The following is a 17,525-nucleotide window of genomic DNA, read 5'->3' on the forward strand; positions in this document are numbered from 1 at the left end:
GGCTTCCTCGATTTCGTCGGCGAGGGCTGCCTCGGCTAGCCAAGTGGCGGCGGCTGCGGCTTTAGCCGCGTCGTCGGCGACGGCCGCATCGCGCAGTCAACTCGCGGCAGCGGCCCCGGCTTCCGCCGCGAGCGCCGGCTCGGCCGCTGCCGCGTCTTCCGCGTCCGTTGCGCAGCACGGCGCCGCCGCGGACAAGTCGCCGCTGGTGGTGGCCGGCACGCTGTCGGTGGTCAATGCCGCGCCCGGCACGCTGGCCGAGGGCAAGGTCCCGCTGGTCGACATCCACGCCAGGCTGCGCCTGGATGCCCACACGCAGCGCATCGACGATTTCGTGATGCGCATGCTGCGCGAGGGCAGCGTGACGGGCGGCGGCGCGCTGGCCGCCTCGCGCGGCCGCTTCGACCTGAAGCTGGCGAATCTCGACCCGACGCTGTTCTCCAGCGCGGTGCGGCCGATGCGGCTCGGCGGCCCGGTCGCCGTCACGCTCGACGGCGGCTCGCAGCGCGCCACGGTCGAACTGAGCGATCCGAAGCTCGCGCTGGGCCTGAGCGCTGACGTCACCACCGACGCGAACGCCACCACCATCCAGCGCGCGCGCGTGTCGGCGGGCAAGGGGCGCGTCGACCTGAGCGGCGTGCTCAAGCACGACAAGAACTCGAGCTACGAGCTCAAGGCGAACCTGGTCGACTTCAATCCGCTGGCCTTCTCGACGCTGAACCCGGGCAGCTCGGCCGCGCCGAAGGGCGGGGCGGGCGGCAAGGGCCGGGCCGCCGCGACGGCCAACGCGAAGCGCGGCGCGACCGCCACCGCGAAGACCGCGAAGACCGCGACGGCAAGCGCGACCAGGACCGCCGCGGCGCCGTCCCGCGCGGGCCGGCCCGTCGATGCGCGCGTCAACGGCACGCTCACGGCGAGCGGCGCGCTCGCGCCGGCCCTCACCACGAAACTGCAGTTCCGGCTCGGCGACAGCGTCTACGACGGCGTGCCGATGACAGGGCAGGGTACCGTGCAGGTGGCCGGCACGCGCCTGTTGCCGAGCACGGCCGAACTCTCGGTGGCGGGCAACCAGGTCTCGCTGAACGGCAGCTTCGGCGCGCCGGGCGACCGGCTGCGCTTCGCGATCGACGCGCCGCAGCTCGACCGGCTCGGCTTCGGCCTGCAAGGGCTGGTCGCCGCGCACGGCGAGGTGACCGGCAGCATCGCGCATCCGAACCTCGCGGCCGACTACCGGGCCACCGGCGTGGTGGTCGGCAGCAACCGGATCGGCTCGGCCGAGGGCAGCGCCGAGATTCGCGACGGCGCGAATGGCGCGCTGTCGCTGACGGTCGATGCCAGCGACCTGGCGCTCGGCTCGCTCGACCTGAAATCGGTCAAGGCGAAACTGGCCGGCACCCGCGCGCGACATACGCTGCAGGCCTCGGCGATCGGCAATGCCGAAGGGCGCGTGATCAACCTGCAACTGGCCGCGGCGGGCGGCCTGGTCGAGACGGGCGGCGGCAGCCGCTGGGACGGCACCGTCTCGCAACTGGTCAATCGCGGCACGCCGGCGGTTTCGCTCGACGCGCCGCTGACGGTTTCGGCCGGCGCCGATCGCGTGATCCTGGGCGCCAGCAAGCTGACCGTCGAGGGCGCGGTGCTCACGCTGCGCAGCTTCGCGCTCGACCACGGCACGATCCGCACCGCCGGCACGCTCAGCAACCTGTCGATCGCGCGCGCCCTGCAGGTGCGCGAGTTCCTGACCGGCGAACGCGCGCCGGTGCGCACCGACCTCGTGCTCGATGGCGACTGGGACCTGACGCTGGCCGCCAACGCCAGCGGCCACGTGCAGATCCGCCGCCGCGCCGGCGACGTGACGATCGAGGCCGGGCGCGGGATCGCCTCGCTCGGCATCACGGCGCTGGAGGCGCGCGCCGAGTTCGGCGCGGGCAACCGGCTCAATGCCACCGTGCATGCCAAGGCGAGCCGGATCGGCACCGCCGACGCGACGCTCGGCATCCCGTTCGCGATGCGCGACGGGGTGATCGGCGTGGCCGAGAACGGCCCGCTGTCGGGCAAGATCGACGTCGACCTGCCGGCGCTGCGCACCACCGGCGGCCTGCTCGGGCCGAGCTACCTGTTCGACGGGCGCGCCGCGCTCAAGCTGAGCGTGGACGGCACGCCGGCCAAGCCGGACCTGTCGGGCATGCTGACCGGCGACAATCTCTCGGTGACGGTGGTCGACCAGGGCGTGCAACTGAAGGACGGCATCGTGCGCGTGAAGCTGACCGACAACCTGGTCGATTTCCAGCAGGTCGAGTTCCACGGCGCCGACGGCACGTTGCGCGCGCTGGGCCGCGTGCGGCTCGACGGCAGCGCGCCGGACCTGGCCGCCAGCGTGGTGGCCGACAAGCTCGAGCTGTTCGCCTCGCCCGATCGCAAGCTCTCGCTGTCGGGCAGCGCCAGCGTGAAGAACGACGGCCCGCGCGGCCAGCTCGCGATCGACGGCAAGTTCACGGTCGATCGCGCGCTGTTCGACCTGCCGGAATCCTCGGCGCCCTCGCTGTCGGACGACGTGGTGATCGTGCGCCCGGACGGCACCGTGCCGGGCGAGGTCAAGACCGTGGCCGGCGTGCCGAAGTCGATCGGCGAGAAACCGGCGCCGGCGCTCGGGCCGCGCGCCAACGTCGATATCGACCTGGGCAACCAGTTCCGCTTCAAGGGGCACGGCGCCGACCTCGGCCTGCGCGGCACCATCACCGTGATGAGCGCGCCGGGCACGCCGCTGCGCGCGGTCGGCAACGTGCGCGTGACCGAGGGCTCCACTTACTCGACCTTCGGCCGCAAGCTGTCGATCGAGAACGGCTTCTTCACCTTCAACGGGCCGATCGCGAACCCCGGCATCAACATCCTCGCGATGCGCCGCAACCAGGAGGTCGAGGCCGGCGTGCAGGTCACCGGCACGGTGCAGTCGCCGACCGCCAAGCTGGTATCCGAGCCGAACGTGGCCGACAACGAGAAGCTGTCCTGGCTGCTGTTCGGGCACGGCACCGACCAGGGCAACAACCTGGGCCAGCAGAACACCATGACCACCGCGCTGGCCCTGCTCGGCAGCGCCACCGGCAAGCGCGTGGCGCAGACGGTCGGCCTCGACGAGTTCACCATCGGCCGCAGCGACGTGGGCCTGACCGATCCGCAGGTGGTGCAGCTCTCGAAGGCGATCAACGAGCGCTTCGTGCTCGGCTACGAACAGGGCCTGCAGTCGGCCAGCAATGCCTTCAAGGCGACCCTCAACCTGTCGCGCTTCTGGGCCGTGTCGGCCTATGGCGGCACCTTCCAGGGCGTCGACCTGAACTACACGCGGCGCTTCGATCGCTGGTGGTGGGCGCGGCGACGCTGAAGCGCGGCCTCGATCCGGCAAGCCGCAAACCCGACCCGCTCGCTCGCGAGCGGGTTTTTTGTTGGCTGCCTGTGGGCCTTCCGTGGCGTATTGGTAAGGAATTCGAAAAAACGATTCGAGGCGGAAATATTGCGTAAATTTGCGCGGGCCGCGCGGCCGCGGCGTGTAACGAATGTGTCACGGCAGCGGGAGAAGAATCGCGGTTTTCCATCGGGAGATCGAGAACAACATGCAGCTTCAGCCAACCCGCCGCCACCTGCTCGGCCTGACGACGATCGCCGCGGCCTGCCTGCTGGCCGCCTGCAACGGCTCCGACGATTCGTCCGCGCCCGCGGCTTCCGCGCCGCCGTCTTCCCCGAGCTCGCCGTCCACGCCCGCGACGCCGGCTGCGGCCGCCTTCGCCGCCGGCAACCTGGTGGTGGCGCGCACGGTCTACGACCCGGCCCTGGTGGTGAGCGGCGCGCTGCCCTTCGACGCCACGCCCGAGGCGAGCAATCCGCCGGTCTCGACGGTCAACGCGGTGACGCCCGGCACCTTCCCGAACGTCTTCACCAACGACAGCAACGACGCCGACTTCGGCGTCACCACCAGCATGTACCTGGACCAGTGGGTGCCCGCCGCCGCGAGCCCGGCCCAGACCACCAACGTGACGGCCGCGGCCGCCGCGCTGCCCGCGCCGGAGAATTTCTCGGTGAGCTTCGCCTCGCAATCGGGCATGGGCCTGAACGTCTCGCAGGACGGCAAGTCGCTGGTCTTCATGGGCTACAACGCGGCGACCGACCGGCTCGACGTCTCCAATTCGAACACGCCCGGCGTGGTGGACCCGAGCAACAACGACATCCAGGCCGCGACCTACCGCAGCGTCGGCCAGCTCGCCTTCGCCACCGGCCAGCTCGCGTTCACGCATACCAATGCCTACAGCGGCGACGATGCGCGCGCGGCGGTGCTGGCCAACGGCATGTACTACATGGTGGGCGCGGCCGGCAACTCGGGTTCGAGCCCGAACCCGACCTACGGCGCGCTCGACACGCTGTCGATGGACACCGGCCTGCAGAGCATCGTGCCGGGCAGCGCTTGCGCCTTCACCCAGGTGATCGGCGCGTTCCAGACCGGCAACGGCAGCAGCTACGCGCCGGCCGCGGCGGGCAGTTGCGCGCTGGGCACCCTCACCGACGCGCTGGCGAGCCAGACCTATGCCAAGAAGACCAGCATGGGCGGCAACCAGTTCGGCTTCACGCTGGCCTCGCTGAGCGGCCAGAGCTTCGACAAGACCAGCAAGGACGACAACCTGCGCGGCCTGTTCGTCGACGCGAACGGCACGATGTACGTGTCGAAGGACAGCGGCAGCAACGGCGTGGACACGGTCTATCAGGTCGGCGCCGCGGGCGCGCTGGCCGGCGGCAACACGCTGGCGCAGAACACCGCGATCACGATCGCGCCGGGTTTCCCGACCTCGACGCTGAGCGCCGCGCAGGGCGAATCCTCGTTCCCGAATCCCTGGCCGCTGGCCAACGGCGTGGGCTTCCCGTCCGGCATCTGGGTGCCGTCGAACAATACCGGCCTGATGTTCGTGGCCGACGAGGGCGACTACGACGACAGCGGCACCCAGTCCTACGCGGCGCTCGGCAGCGGCGGCCTGTGGGTCTATCGCAACCAGGGCGGCACCTGGAGCCCGATCGCGCATCTCACGGCCGGCCTGAACCTCGGCACGCCCTACACGGTCACCGATACCGCGGGCACCTACGGCACGCCGGGCGCCAGCTATACCACCGCGCCCGACGGCCTGCGCCACGTCACGGGCCGCATCAACGCCGACGGTTCGTACACGCTCTACGCCACCACCTCGACGATCGGCAACAGCCTCGGCAAGGCCTTCGATCCGGGCGCGGACTCGAACCAGCTGGTCGCCGTCACGGTATCGGTCAACGGCTCGACCGTCACCGCCACGGGCGGCGGCTTCGCCGTGATGCAGACGGCGCCGTTCGGGCAACTGCTGCGCGGCGTGGCCGTGGTGCCGGGCGCGGCCTCGTAGCCAGGGCGCGCGCCATCCCGCCGGGCCGCTCGCGGCCGGGCGGGGCGCGATGGCGGCGCGGCATGAAAAAAGCCCGCTCACGAGGAGCGGGCCTTGCGTTTCGACCAGCCTGGCGGCGTGTCGATCAGCTCACGCGCATGCCGGGCTTGGCGCCGCTATGCGGCTCGAGGATGTAGAGACCCGGTTCGGCGTTCTCGTCCTTCGACGAGGCGGCCAGCACCATGCCTTCCGACATGCCGAACTTCATCTTGCGCGGCGCGAGGTTGGCGACCATCACCGTCAGCTTGCCGACCAGGTCTTCCGGCTTGTAGGCCGACTTGATGCCCGAGAACACGTTGCGGGTCTTGTCCTCGCCGACGTCGAGCGTCAGTTGCAGCAGCTTGTCCGAGCCCTCGACGGCCTGGCAGGCGACGATCTTCGCGATGCGCAGGTCGATCCTGGTGAAATCGTCGATCGAGATGGTGCCGTCGCCGGCCGGCGCGGCGGCTTCCTTGGCAGGCTTCTTCTTCGCGTCCTTGGCGTCCTTCGAGGCCTTGGCCGCGCCCTCGGCGCCGGCGGCCGCGTCGGTGGCGCCCAGCGAGTCGCGGTTGGCGGCCAGCAGCGCTTCGATCTGCTTCGGGTCGACGCGCGTCATCAGGTGCTGGTAGGCGTTGATCGGCTGCGTCGAGGACAGCGGCGTGGCCGCGCTGGCCCAGCTGAGCGGCGCGATGCCGAGGAAGGCCTCGACGGCCTCCACCAGCGTCGGCAGCACCGGCTTGAGCGCGAGCGACAGCAGGCGGAACGCCTCCAGGCTGACGCTGCAGGTCTCGTGCAGGGCCACCGCGTTGGCCGGGTCCTTGGCCTGCTCCCAGGGCTTGGCGGTATCGACGTAGCCGTTCACCGCGTCGGCCAGCTCCATGGTCTGGCGCAGCGCGCGGCTATACTCGCGCGCCTCGTAGTGCGCGGCGATCTGCGGGATCGCCTCGCGCAGCGAGGCCAGCAGCGGGTGGTTCATCGCGCTGTCCTGCACGCGGCCCTCGAAGCGCTTGATCAGGAAGCCCGCCGCGCGGCTCGCGATGTTCACGTACTTGCCGACCAGGTCGCTGTTCACGCGCGCCTGGAAGTCCGCGAGGTTCAGGTCGAGGTCCTCCATGGTCGCGTTCAGCTTGGCCGCGTAGTAGTAGCGCAGCCATTCCGGGTTCATGCCGGTGTCGATCACGCTCTTGGCGGTGATGAAGGTGCCGCGCGACTTCGACATCTTCGCGCCGTCCACCGTCAGGAAACCGTGCGCGAACACGTTGGTCGGCGTGCGATGGCCCGAGAACTCGAGCATCGCCGGCCAGAACAGCGTGTGGAAGTACAGGATGTCCTTGCCGATGAAGTGGTACTGCTCGGCGGCCGAGCCGGGGCGCGTCCAGGCCTCGAAATCGAGGCCGAGCTTGTCGGCGAGGTTCTTGAAGCTCGCGTAGTAGCCGACCGGCGCGTCGAGCCAGACGTAGAAGTACTTGCCGGGCGCGCCGGGGATCTCGAAGCCGAAGTAGGGCGCGTCGCGCGAGATGTCCCAGTCGGCCAGCCTGGCCTCGCCTTCGTCGCCGAGCCATTCGCGCATCTTGTTGGTGGCCTCGGGCTGCGCCAGGCCGCCCACCCAGCCGCGCAGGAAGTTCTCGCAGCGCGGGTCGGACAGCTTGAAGAAGTGGTGCGTCGAGGTCTTGCGCACCGGCGTGGCGCCGGACACCACCGAGTAGGGATTGATCAGCTCGGTGGGCTGGTAGGTCGAGCCGCAGACCTCGCAACTGTCGCCGTATTGATCCTTGGCGTGGCACTTCGGGCACTCGCCCTTGATGAAGCGGTCCGGCAGGAACATCTCCTTGACCGGGTCGTAGGCCTGCTCGATGTCGCGCTCGGCGATCAGGCCCGCTTCCTTCAGCGCGAGATAGATGTTCTCGCTGAGGACGCGGTTCTCCTCGGAATCGGTGGTGTAGAAATTGTCGAAGGAGATCCCGTAGCTGTCGAAGTCGCGCTTGTGCTCGCCCCAGACGCGCTCGATCAGCTGCTTCGGGCTCAGGCCTTCCTGCTCCGCGCGCAGCATGACCGGCGTGCCGTGCGTGTCGTCGGCGCCGATGTAGTAGACCTCGTGGCCGTGCATTCGCAGCGTCCGCACCCAGATGTCGGTCTGGATGTACTCGACCAGGTGGCCGATGTGGATTTGCCCGTTCGCATAGGGCAGTGCGGAGGTGACGAGGATCTGGCGGCGGCTCGAAGGCGCGCCGGCCTGCACGGTATTGAGGTCGGATGCGGACATAGGGTCGTCTGGAAAGCCGCGAGGTGCGCGGCGGTACGGGGAAACGCGTAGGAATCTGCGATTCTAGCAGGCGGGCGGGAATCGATCGCCGCCTCGCGCGCGGGCCGCCGGAATGGGCCGTTTTCGTGCTGTTTTCAGCCCGGAAACGCGGCAAAGCGCGGATTCTTCCGCGACGACCGTGACAGTCTTACGACGTGCTTTCGTCGATGCCGGGCTCGATGGCGGTAGCGGTTCGCCGGCACTGGGCAGCCGCTTCGGGAAGGGAAAAGCCTGGAGGAAATCGACGCGTCATCGCCTGGATTGCTGCGTTGCAGCAGGCGAGCGGCAGGCAAAAAAAACCGGGGCGACTTTTGCCCCGGAGCAACAACGACAAGAGGAGAATGGTGACGCGTCTGCAAAGCAACAGTCGCGTACCGTAAGGAAAGACCCGGCGCTTTCGAATAAGTTCGAAAAAATTTGCGAATCTTCACAGACAGCCGTGAAAGCCTTGCCGGGCGGGCCTGTGCGCATCGCGCACGGCGGCCCGCCCGTCCTCCCGCGAGTCGTCCTCGCTTATTGCTGCTGCTGTTGCGGCGCGCGCAGGTAGATCTCGACGCGACGGTTCTGCGCGCGGCCGGCCTCGGTGGCGTTGTCGGCCACCGGGTTCGAGGCGCCCATGCCTTGCGCGCCCAGGCGGCCGCCCGCGACGCCGCGCTGCACCAGCGCGGTCACCACGCTGGTCGCGCGGTTCTGCGACAGCGACTGGTTATGCGCGGCCGAACCGGTGCTGTCGGTGTAGCCGACCACCGAGGCGGTGACCTGCGGGTTCTGGTTCAGCGTCGAGGCCAGGTCGTTGAGCAGCGGGGCGAAGGCCGGCGTGATCGCGTACTGGTCGGTCGCGAATGTCACCGAGCTCGGCACGTTCAGCTTCAGCGAGCCGTCCGGCTGTTCCGTCACCTGGGTGCCGGTCTTCTGGGCCGACGGTGCCAGGCGGTTCTTGATCGCCTGCCAGTTGTAGCCGGTCACGCCGCCGACCAGGGCGCCCACGCCGGCGCCGATCGCCGCGCCCTTGCCGCCGCCCGCGAGAGCGCCGATGCCTGCGCCGAGTGCCGCGCCGGCACCCGTGCCGACGGCGGTGTTGTTGCCTTGCGGCGAGGCGCAGCCAGCCAGCAGGGCGCCTGCGAGGGCGAAGACGGACAGGCGCGTCGCGATTTTGGTATTCATGTCGAGTTCCTCTCTGAAGTGAACGAGTCGGTCACTACGCGGTGGAGCGCCTCGCGTTGACGAGGCGCCTCAGGCGGGCCGCATGCCCCGTTCGGGACCAAGGCTGTTCGGACGGAGCGGCGTCCAGCCTCTACAATATAGGCGCTGCGGGGCCGATGTGGCCCCGACCTGCGCCGCTCGCGATCATTGCGCCGCGGCCGGTTTCGCGCAATGTCGTGCAATAAATTCTTTCACTTTTCCCGCCCGCCGCGCCGCAATCTGACGATTGATGACGTTTCGTCGGCAGAATCGTCGGTATCGAGGCGATTTCGTGACATGCGGGCGAGGTGGTACCCACGGAGTTTCGATGAGTATTGAACGGGCCACTGTCGACGCCGCGCTCGCGGCGCTCGTCGACCCCAACACCGGCCGCCCCTATGCGGCCAACAAGGGCATTCGCGAGGTCTCGATCGACGGCGACACGGTTTCCGTCAGCGTGGTGCTCGGTTACCCGGCGCTCAGCCAGCACGAGGACGTGCGCCAGCGCGTGGCCACCGCGCTGGCCCAGGTGCCGGGCGTGCGCGCCGCGCGCGTGGCGGTCAGCCAGGACATCGTCGCCCATACCGTGCAGCGCGGCGTGAAGCTGCTGCCGAACGTGAAGAACATCGTGGCGGTGGCCTCGGGCAAGGGCGGCGTGGGCAAGAGCACCACCGCCGTCAACCTGGCCCTGGCGCTGTCGCAGGAAGGCGCCTCGGTGGGCATCCTCGACGCCGACATCTACGGCCCCTCGCTGCCGACCATGCTCGGCGTGCACGGCCGCCCCGACTCGCCCGACGACAAGTCCATGAACCCGCTGGTGGGCCACGGCCTGCAGGCCAACTCGATCGGCTTCCTGATCGACGAGGACAATCCGATGGTCTGGCGCGGGCCGATGGCGACCTCGGCGCTGGAACAGTTGCTGCGACAGACCAACTGGCAGGACCTGGACTACCTGATCGTCGACATGCCGCCGGGCACCGGCGACATCCAGCTCACGCTGGCGCAGCGCGTGCCGGTGACCGGCGCGGTGATCGTCACCACGCCGCAGGACATCGCCCTGCTCGACGCCAAGAAGGGCCTCAAGATGTTCGAGAAGGTGGGCATCCCGATCCTCGGCATCGTCGAGAACATGAGCATCCACGTCTGCTCGAACTGCGGGCACGAGGAACACGTGTTCGGCGCGGGGGGCGCCGCGCGCATGGCGGCCGACTACGGCGTGCCGGTGCTGGGCAGCCTGCCGCTGGACATCGCGATCCGCGAGCAGGCCGACAGCGGCACGCCGACCGTGGCCGCCGCGCCCGATTCCGCGGTGGCGGCGCGCTATCGCGAGATCGCGCGGCAGGTGGCGATCGCGATCGCCGAGCGCGCGAAGGACATGAGCGCGAAATTCCCCTCGATCGTGGTTCAAAATACGTAAAACCAGGCGCGCGGCGATGTTTCACGCGGGGCAGCCGGGGTATGATGACGACTTTTCCCCTGGTCCCCTTTTTCTGTACGGCCAGCGCGGCTGCCTACCCGGCAAGCGCGCCGGCGTGAGGATCGCATGAAACAACGATTCGACGGGACGGCTGGCGTCACCGCGCTCGCCGTCCTGGCCGCGACGGTCCTGCTCAATGGCTGCACCTCCTTCGCGTCGACCCACGAGAAGCGCGCCGACGCGATGCTGCAGCCGACCGTCGGCAGCCAGACGCGCGGCGCGGTGAGCTTCGTCGAGCGCCCCGACGGGGTGCAGGTCACCTACAACATCGTCGGCCTGCCGCCCAACAGCGACCACGCGCTGCAGATCCACGAGCGCGGCGACTGCAACGCCGTGGACGGCTCCAGCGCCGGCCCGGTGTTCGCGCCCGCGGCCGACCGGCTGCGCGCCGGCGCGCGCGTGGCGGGCGACCTCGGCAACCTCCATGCCGATTCCACCGGCGTGGCGGCCGGCTTCATCGTGGCCCCCGACCTCGCGCTCGACGGCGTGCGCTCGGTGCTCAACCGCTCGGTCCTGATCCATCGCGACGCCAGCGACCCGGCCTTCCCCCAGCACGGCGCGGGGCCCGGCCTCGCCTGCGGCGTGGCGCGCCAATGACGCGCCGCCGCGCGGCGGCCGCGATCGCGTAAAATGTGCGCCTTTCCCAGCCGTCGGCCCGCCCGGCGGCGCGACCCCGATCTGTAGCCCTATCTGGCGCCTTTTTATGAGCATCAAGTCCGACAAGTGGATCCGGCGCATGGCCGAGCAACACAAGATGATCGAGCCCTTCGTGCCCGACCAGGTCCGCGCGTCCGAGGACGGCCGCAGGATCGTCAGCTACGGCACCTCGAGCTACGGCTACGACATCCGCTGCGCCGACGAATTCAAGATCTTCACCAACATCAATTCGACCATCGTCGATCCCAAGAACTTCGACGAGGGCTCCTTCGTCGACTTCAAGGGCGATGTCTGCATCATCCCGCCGAACTCGTTCGCGCTGGCGCGCACCGTCGAATACTTCCGGATCCCGCGCACCGTGCTGACGGTCTGCCTGGGCAAGTCCACCTACGCGCGCTGCGGCATCATCGTCAACGTCACGCCCTTCGAGCCCGAATGGGAAGGCTACGTGACGCTCGAGTTCTCGAACACCACGCCGCTGCCGGCCAAGATCTACGCGAACGAGGGCGTCGCGCAGGTGCTGTTCTTCGAGAGCGACGAGGTCTGCGACGTGTCCTACGCCGATCGCGGCGGAAAGTACCAGGGCCAGCGCGGTGTCACGCTGCCGAAAACCTGATCTGGTTGTTTACCCGCTACGCCAACCAGTGACCGGGTGACCGCTGTGCTTCGCGCGCCGCGGTCGTTCTTTTTGGAGATTCGCCCATGAAGTTTCGTTTTCCCGTCGTCATCATCGACGAAGATTTCCGCTCCGAGAACATCTCGGGCTCCGGCATCCGGGCACTTGCCGAAGCGATCGAGAAGGAAGGGGTGGAAGTCCTCGGCCTGACGAGCTACGGCGATCTGACCTCGTTCGCGCAGCAGTCGAGCCGCGCGTCGTGCTTCATCCTGTCGATCGACGACGACGAGCTGATGCTCGGGGAAACCGGCCCGGACGGCGAACTGCCCGAACTGGCCACCGCCATCCTGGAACTGCGCGCCTTCGTGACCGAAGTGCGCCGCCGCAACGCCGACATCCCGATCTTCCTGTACGGCGAGACGCGCACCTCGCGCCATATCCCGAACGACGTGCTGCGCGAGCTGCACGGCTTCATCCACATGTTCGAGGACACGCCGGAGTTCGTGGCGCGCCACATCATCCGCGAGACCAAGGTCTACCTCGATTCGCTGGCGCCGCCGTTCTTCAAGGAACTGGTCAAGTACGCCGACGAGGGCTCCTATTCGTGGCATTGCCCGGGGCACTCGGGCGGGGTGGCCTTCCTGAAGAACCCGCTCGGCCAGATGTTCCACCAGTTCTTCGGCGAGAACATGCTGCGCGCCGACGTCTGCAACGCCGTCGACGAGCTCGGCCAACTGCTCGACCATACCGGCCCGGTGGCCGCCTCGGAGCGCAATGCCGCGCGCATCTTCAGCGCCGACCACCTGTTCTTCGTCACCAACGGCACCTCGACCTCGAACAAGATCGTCTGGCACGCCAACGTGGCGCCGGGCGACATCGTGCTGGTCGACCGCAACTGCCACAAGTCGATCCTGCACGCGATCACCATGACGCATGCGATTCCCGTGTTCCTGACGCCGACGCGCAACCACTTCGGCATCATCGGGCCGATCCCGCGCGACGAGTTCAAGCCGGAGAACATCCGCAAGAAGATCGAGGCGAACCCGTTCGCGCGCGAGGCGCTGCAGAAGAACCCGAACGCCAAGCCGCGGATCCTGACGATCACCCAGAGCACCTACGACGGAGTGATCTACAACGTCGAGCACATCAAGGACCTGCTGGGCGACCTGCTCGACACGCTGCACTTCGACGAGGCCTGGCTGCCGCACGCGGAGTTCCACGAGTTCTACCGCGACATGCACGCGATCGGCGCGGGCCGTCCGCGCACCGGCTCGCTGGTGTTCGCCACGCACTCCACCCACAAGCTGCTGGCCGGCATCTCGCAAGCCTCGCAGATCGTGGTGCAGGACTCGGAGAACCGCACCTTCGACAAGCACCGCTTCAACGAGGCCTACCTGATGCATACCTCGACCAGCCCGCAGTACGCCATCATCGCCTCGTGCGACGTGGCCGCCGCGATGATGGAGCCGCCCGGCGGCACCGCGCTGGTCGAGGAGTCGATCGCCGAGGCGATCGAGTTCCGCCGCGCGATGCGCAAGGTCGACGCCGAATACGGCGACGACTGGTTCTTCTCGGTGTGGGGCCCGGACACGCTGCCCGAGGAAGGGATCGGCTCGCGCGAGGACTGGATCCTGCGCCCGAACGACCGCTGGCACGGCTTCGGCCCGCTCGCGGAAGGCTTCAACATGCTGGACCCGATCAAGGCCACCATCATCACCCCGGGCCTGGACGTGGACGGCGAGTTCGGCGAGACCGGGATCCCGGCGGCGATCGTCACCAAGTACCTGGCCGAGCACGGCATCATCGTCGAGAAGACCGGCCTCTACTCGTTCTTCATCATGTTCACGATCGGCATCACCAAGGGCCGCTGGAACTCGATGGTCACCGAGCTGCAGCAGTTCAAGGACGATTACGACAACAACCAGCCGCTCTGGCGCGTGCTGCCCGAGTTCGTGGCGCAGTTCCCGATCTACGAGCGCGTCGGCCTGCGCGACCTCTGCACGCAGATCCACGACGTCTACCGCGCCAACGACATCGCGCGCCTGACCACCGAGATGTACCTCTCGGACATGGAGCCGGCGATGAAGGCCTCGGACGCGTTCGCCAAGCTCGCGCACCGCGAGATCGACCGCGTGCCGCTCGACGAGCTGGAAGGGCGCGTCACCAGCATCCTGCTCACGCCGTATCCGCCGGGCATTCCGCTGCTGATCCCGGGCGAGCGCTTCAATGCCACGATCGTCAACTACCTGCGTTTCGCCCGTGATTTCAACGAGCGTTTCCCGGGTTTCCATACCGACGTGCATGGCCTGGTGGCCGAGGAAGTGAACGGGCGCGTCGAGTACTACGTCGACTGCGTGCGCGACTGACGATGAGCAGGCTCGGGACCTCGGCCCAGGCGCGCGGCTGGCGCGCGCACGCTGCCTTCGCGTCGGCGGTGCTGGCCTTCGCGGGCTGGCTCGGCGCGGCCGCGCCGGCGCGGGCCGAGGTCGCGGCCGCCGATCCGGTCGACGTGGCGATGCGCCAGTGCCTGGCGCGGCGCGACCGCTCCTCGACGGTCGGCCAGATCCAGTGCATGGACGAGGCGCGCACCAAGTGGCTCGCGGCCGTCGACGAGGCCTTCCAGCAACTGACGAACGTGGCGCCGCCGGCCGCCAGGCGCGGCTGGCAGGAAAGCCAGCGGCGCTGGCTGCTGTGGCGCAAGGACGAGACCCTGCTGACGCAGGCCGTCTACGCCACCACCAGCGGCACCATGTACGCGATGGCGAGCGCGGACATGCGGATCCAGCCGGTGCGCGATCGCGCGCTGTCGCTGCGCGACGCGGCCGATCGTTATGCTCGGCCCAACGGCGGCGCCGATGCCGTGCATCGCGTGCGGGCCTGCTCGGACGACGCGGCCTGCGAGCACGCGCTGTTCGACCTGAACCGCTATTACGTGAAGCTGCAAAAGCGCATGCCGGCGCGTTCGCGGCCGATGCTGGTGCGCGCCCAGCGCGCCTGGGTGAGCTTCCGCGACGGCACCACGCCGATGATCAGCGAGGAGCAGCGCGTCGACCTGATCGGCGCGCGCGTGGCCACGCTCAAGCGGCTGTCGGAGACGGTCAACAACAAGTGAGCCTGGCCCTGCCGTCGGCGGGCGCCATGAAAAAAACGGACGCCGAGGCGTCCGTTTTCGTTTGGGCGGGTGCCCGCGCGCCGGGCTCAGTCGAGCGCCGCGCGGGCCGCCGCGATCGCGGCGCGCACCTGCTCGGGCGCGGTGCCGCCCGGGTGGTTGCGGCTCGCCACCGAGCCTTCCAGCGTCAGGTAGCCGAACACGTCGTCGCCGATCAGATGGGCGACGTTCGGCAGTTCCTGCTTCATTTCCTCGAGCGTCAGGTCGGCCAGGTCGATGCCGCGGTCGTCGCAGACCTTGACCGCGTGCGCGACCGCTTCGTGCGCGTCGCGGAACGGCAGGCCGCGCTTGACCAGGTAGTCGGCCAGGTCGGTCGCGGTCGAGAAGCCCTGCAGGGCGGCCGCGCGCATCGCCTCGGCCTTGACCGTGATGCCGGCCACCATCTCGGCGAAGATCCGCAGCGTGTCGGCCACCGTGTCGACGGTGTCGAACAGCGGCTCCTTGTCTTCCTGGTTGTCCTTGTTGTAGGCCAGCGGCTGGCCCTTCATCAGCGTCAGCAGGGCCATCAGGTGGCCGTTGACGCGGCCGGTCTTGCCGCGCGCGAGCTCGGGCACGTCCGGGTTCTTCTTCTGCGGCATGATCGACGAGCCGGTGCAGAAGCGGTCGGCGATATCGATGAAGCCCACGCGCGGGCTCATCCACAGCACCAGCTCTTCCGAGAAGCGCGAGATGTGCGTCATCACCAGCGCGGCGGCGGCGGTGAATTCGATCGCGAAGTCGCGATCGGACACGGCGTCCAGCGAGTTGGCGCAGATCCCGTCGAAGCCGAGCGTGGCGGCCACCGCGTGGCGGTCGATCGGGTAGCTGGTGCCGGCCAGCGCGGCCGCGCCCAGCGGCAGGCGGTTGACGCGCGCGCGGCAGTCGCGCATGCGGCCCGCGTCGCGCGTGAACATCTCGACATAGGCCAGCAGGTGATGGCCGAAGGTGACCGGCTGCGCCACCTGCAGGTGGGTGAAGCCCGGCAGGATGATGGCGGCGTGCTGCTCGGCCAGCGTCAGCAGCGCGCGGCGCAGCTCGACCAGCAGCTCGCCGATGCGGTCGATCTCGCCGCGCAGCCACAGGCGGATGTCGGTGGCGACCTGGTCGTTGCGCGAGCGGCCGGTGTGCAGGCGCTTGCCGGCATCGCCGATCAGCGCGGTCAGGCGCGCCTCGATGTTCAGGTGGACGTCCTCGAGGTCGAGCTGCCACTCGAATTCGCCGCGCTCGATCTCGCCCTGGATCTGCGCCATGCCGCGCTCGATCGCGGCCAGGTCGTCGGCGCTGATGATCTTCTGCGCGGCGAGCATCTTCGCGTGCGCGAGCGAGCCGGCGATGTCGACCAGGGCCAGGCGCTTGTCGAAGAACACCGACGAGGTATAGCGCTTGACCAGTTCCGACATCGGTTCCGAGAAGCGGGCCGACCAGGCCTCGCCCTTTTTGTGCAATTGGGACGTCATGGCGATTCGTAAGGAGGGTGGAGCGGCGCGAGCCGCAGAGCAGATGCGGATTCTAGCATTCGACGGCGCCCGGCCCGGCCGGGCGGCGCCCGGCGCCGTGGCGGCCCGGCGGCGGCGTGTGGTCAGCGCGGCGGGGCGGCTTCGGGTTCGAGCGCGGCGGCTTGGCCCGCCTCGGCCGGCGCGCCGGGGATCAGCACCACGAATTTCAGGTCCTCGCGATGCGCGGGCTTCAGCGTGGTCTGCTGGTAGACCAGGTGGCCGTCGCGCGGGTGCGTGAAGGCGCGTTCGCCGCCCTCGCGCTCGACCACGTCCTGCGAGGCCCAGTAATGCGCGAAGGCTTCGCTGCCGGCCAGCAGCGCGTCGATCAGGCCGCGGGTGGGCGCGTCGTTCAGGTGGCGGATCGAATCGGCGCGGAATTCGGCCACCAGCCGCCGCGCGCGCGTGTCCCAATCGACGATCAGCGCGCGCGCGGCCGGCGAGAGGAAGGTGAAGCGCAGCAGGTTGCGGTCGTGGTCGCCGTCCAGCCAGCCCGCGAACAGCGCGGCGGCCGGCGCGTTCCAGGCCAGCGCGTTCCATTGGCGGTCGAGCACGTAGGCGGGCGCCGCCATCAGGTCGACCGCGGCCACCAGCGTGTCGGGCACGTCGGCGGTGGCCAGCTCCGGCTCGGCCGGGTCGCGCTGGGCCGCCAGCTCGAACAGGTAGGCGCGCTCGGCGCGCGACAGGCGCAGCGCCACGGCGATCCGCGCCAGCGCGTCGGCCGAGGCCGAGACTTGCCGGCCCTGTTCGATCCAGGTGTACCAGGTCGGGCTCACGCCGCAGAGCTGGGCCACTTCCTCGCGGCGCAGGCCCGGCGTGCGCCGGCGCGGACCCGGCGGCAGGCCGAGCGCCTCGGGCGTGAGGCGCTCGCGGTGGGCGCGGATGAAATCGCCGAGCGCGCGTGCCGGGGTGGCGTCGAGCGGGGGCGGAGCGGGGCGGGACGGGCTCATGGGCGGGGCAGGGCGGGTCAGGACGAACGCTGGGGCGGAACGGGGCGGGCGCGAGGTGCGCCGCCTTGGTGGCGGGTAGTGCAGATACCGGGATACATCCCGGATCGATACTGGTACCCGCGCGTTCGCCATTGTAGCGGGTCGTCGCGCGCGGCGTGCCGGCACTGGGCGGGACGGGGCGATGGACACGAGGGCGCGCAGCGGCGCTCGGGGCGTGGATCGTCGGCCGGGCCGCCCGCGTGAACGGCGGCCCCTGAAACGACGAGGCGCGGAC

General features: G+C 69.4%; 11 protein-coding genes. 7 read left to right on the forward strand and 4 right to left on the reverse strand.

The genetic code is table 11. The annotated features are described in order from the left end of the window. On the forward strand, positions 1-3,376 hold a 3,376-nt coding region (locus F3J18_RS11925), incomplete at its 5' end, for a translocation/assembly module TamB domain-containing protein (protein WP_240156386.1). A 229-nt stretch (positions 3,377-3,605) separates the two neighbouring features. Beyond that, complete coding sequence (locus tag F3J18_RS11930; RefSeq protein WP_166912908.1) at positions 3,606-5,408, forward strand: hypothetical protein; 1,803 nt, start codon at positions 3,606-3,608, stop codon at positions 5,406-5,408. A 124-nt stretch (positions 5,409-5,532) separates the two neighbouring features. On the opposite strand, the gene metG is transcribed toward F3J18_RS11930, so the two are convergent. Together metG and F3J18_RS11940 are read right to left on the reverse strand one after the other, a co-directional pair. Further along, on the reverse strand, positions 5,533-7,689 hold the full coding sequence (gene metG / locus F3J18_RS11935; protein ID WP_166912909.1) for a methionine--tRNA ligase: 2,157 nt from the start codon (positions 7,687-7,689) through the stop codon (positions 5,533-5,535). 552 nt (positions 7,690-8,241) lie between these two features. Then, a complete protein-coding gene (locus F3J18_RS11940; protein WP_025096615.1) occupies positions 8,242-8,892 on the reverse strand; it encodes an OmpA family protein in 651 nt (216 codons plus the stop codon). 346 nt (positions 8,893-9,238) lie between these two features. Here F3J18_RS11940 and apbC point away from each other — a divergent pair, with 346 nt between their 5' ends. The 5 genes from apbC (at position 9,239) to F3J18_RS11965 (ending at position 14,772) form a co-directional block, all read left to right on the forward strand. Continuing rightward, on the forward strand, positions 9,239-10,327 hold the full coding sequence (gene apbC / locus F3J18_RS11945) for an iron-sulfur cluster carrier protein ApbC (RefSeq protein ID WP_036041144.1): 1,089 nt from the start codon (positions 9,239-9,241) through the stop codon (positions 10,325-10,327). A gap of 126 nt (positions 10,328-10,453) precedes the next feature. Beyond that, positions 10,454-10,984, forward strand: coding sequence for a superoxide dismutase family protein (locus F3J18_RS11950; protein ID WP_013699056.1), 531 nt, complete (start codon positions 10,454-10,456; stop codon positions 10,982-10,984). A 106-nt stretch (positions 10,985-11,090) separates the two neighbouring features. Further along, on the forward strand, positions 11,091-11,660 hold the full coding sequence (gene dcd / locus F3J18_RS11955; protein ID WP_013699055.1) for a dCTP deaminase: 570 nt from the start codon (positions 11,091-11,093) through the stop codon (positions 11,658-11,660). Between the two features lie 86 nt (positions 11,661-11,746). Next, the gene (locus F3J18_RS11960) at positions 11,747-14,026 is read left to right on the forward strand and encodes an arginine/lysine/ornithine decarboxylase (protein WP_013699054.1); all 2,280 of its coding nucleotides are present in this window, start codon (positions 11,747-11,749) and stop codon (positions 14,024-14,026) included. A gap of 2 nt (positions 14,027-14,028) precedes the next feature. Then, positions 14,029-14,772, forward strand: coding sequence for a lysozyme inhibitor LprI family protein (locus F3J18_RS11965; RefSeq protein WP_166912910.1), 744 nt, complete (start codon positions 14,029-14,031; stop codon positions 14,770-14,772). 86 nt (positions 14,773-14,858) lie between these two features. Here the strand turns inward: F3J18_RS11965 and argH are convergent, their stop codons facing one another. Both argH and F3J18_RS11975 read right to left on the reverse strand, forming a co-directional pair. After that, entirely contained in the window at positions 14,859-16,265 is a 1,407-nt protein-coding gene (gene argH / locus F3J18_RS11970) for an argininosuccinate lyase (RefSeq protein ID WP_166912911.1), read from the reverse strand. 122 nt (positions 16,266-16,387) lie between these two features. Further along, a complete protein-coding gene (locus F3J18_RS11975; protein ID WP_166912912.1) occupies positions 16,388-17,251 on the reverse strand; it encodes a helix-turn-helix transcriptional regulator in 864 nt (287 codons plus the stop codon). Positions 17,252-17,525: the final 274 nt, after the last annotated feature.

It is taken from the genome of Burkholderia sp. Ax-1720 (assembly GCF_011753035.1).
In the GTDB taxonomy this organism is placed as follows: domain Bacteria; phylum Pseudomonadota; class Gammaproteobacteria; order Burkholderiales; family Burkholderiaceae; genus Burkholderia; species Burkholderia gladioli.

Bases quoted from the DNA above. Each gene is read 5' to 3' on its own strand.
- F3J18_RS11950 (WP_013699056.1), top strand. From the start codon at position 10,454: ATGAAACAACGATTCGACGGGACGGCTGGCGTCACCGCGCTCGCCGTC.
- apbC (WP_036041144.1), top strand. From the start codon at position 9,239: ATGAGTATTGAACGGGCCACTGTCGACGCCGCGCTCGCGGCGCTCGTC.
- F3J18_RS11940 (WP_025096615.1), bottom strand. From the start codon at position 8,892: ATGAATACCAAAATCGCGACGCGCCTGTCCGTCTTCGCCCTCGCAGGC.
- F3J18_RS11960 (WP_013699054.1), top strand. From the start codon at position 11,747: ATGAAGTTTCGTTTTCCCGTCGTCATCATCGACGAAGATTTCCGCTCC.
- F3J18_RS11930 (WP_166912908.1), top strand. From the start codon at position 3,606: ATGCAGCTTCAGCCAACCCGCCGCCACCTGCTCGGCCTGACGACGATC.
- argH (WP_166912911.1), bottom strand. From the start codon at position 16,265: ATGACGTCCCAATTGCACAAAAAGGGCGAGGCCTGGTCGGCCCGCTTC.
- F3J18_RS11965 (WP_166912910.1), top strand. From the start codon at position 14,029: ATGAGCAGGCTCGGGACCTCGGCCCAGGCGCGCGGCTGGCGCGCGCAC.
- dcd (WP_013699055.1), top strand. From the start codon at position 11,091: ATGAGCATCAAGTCCGACAAGTGGATCCGGCGCATGGCCGAGCAACAC.
- F3J18_RS11975 (WP_166912912.1), bottom strand. From the start codon at position 17,251: ATGAGCCCGTCCCGCCCCGCTCCGCCCCCGCTCGACGCCACCCCGGCA.
- metG (WP_166912909.1), bottom strand. From the start codon at position 7,689: ATGTCCGCATCCGACCTCAATACCGTGCAGGCCGGCGCGCCTTCGAGC.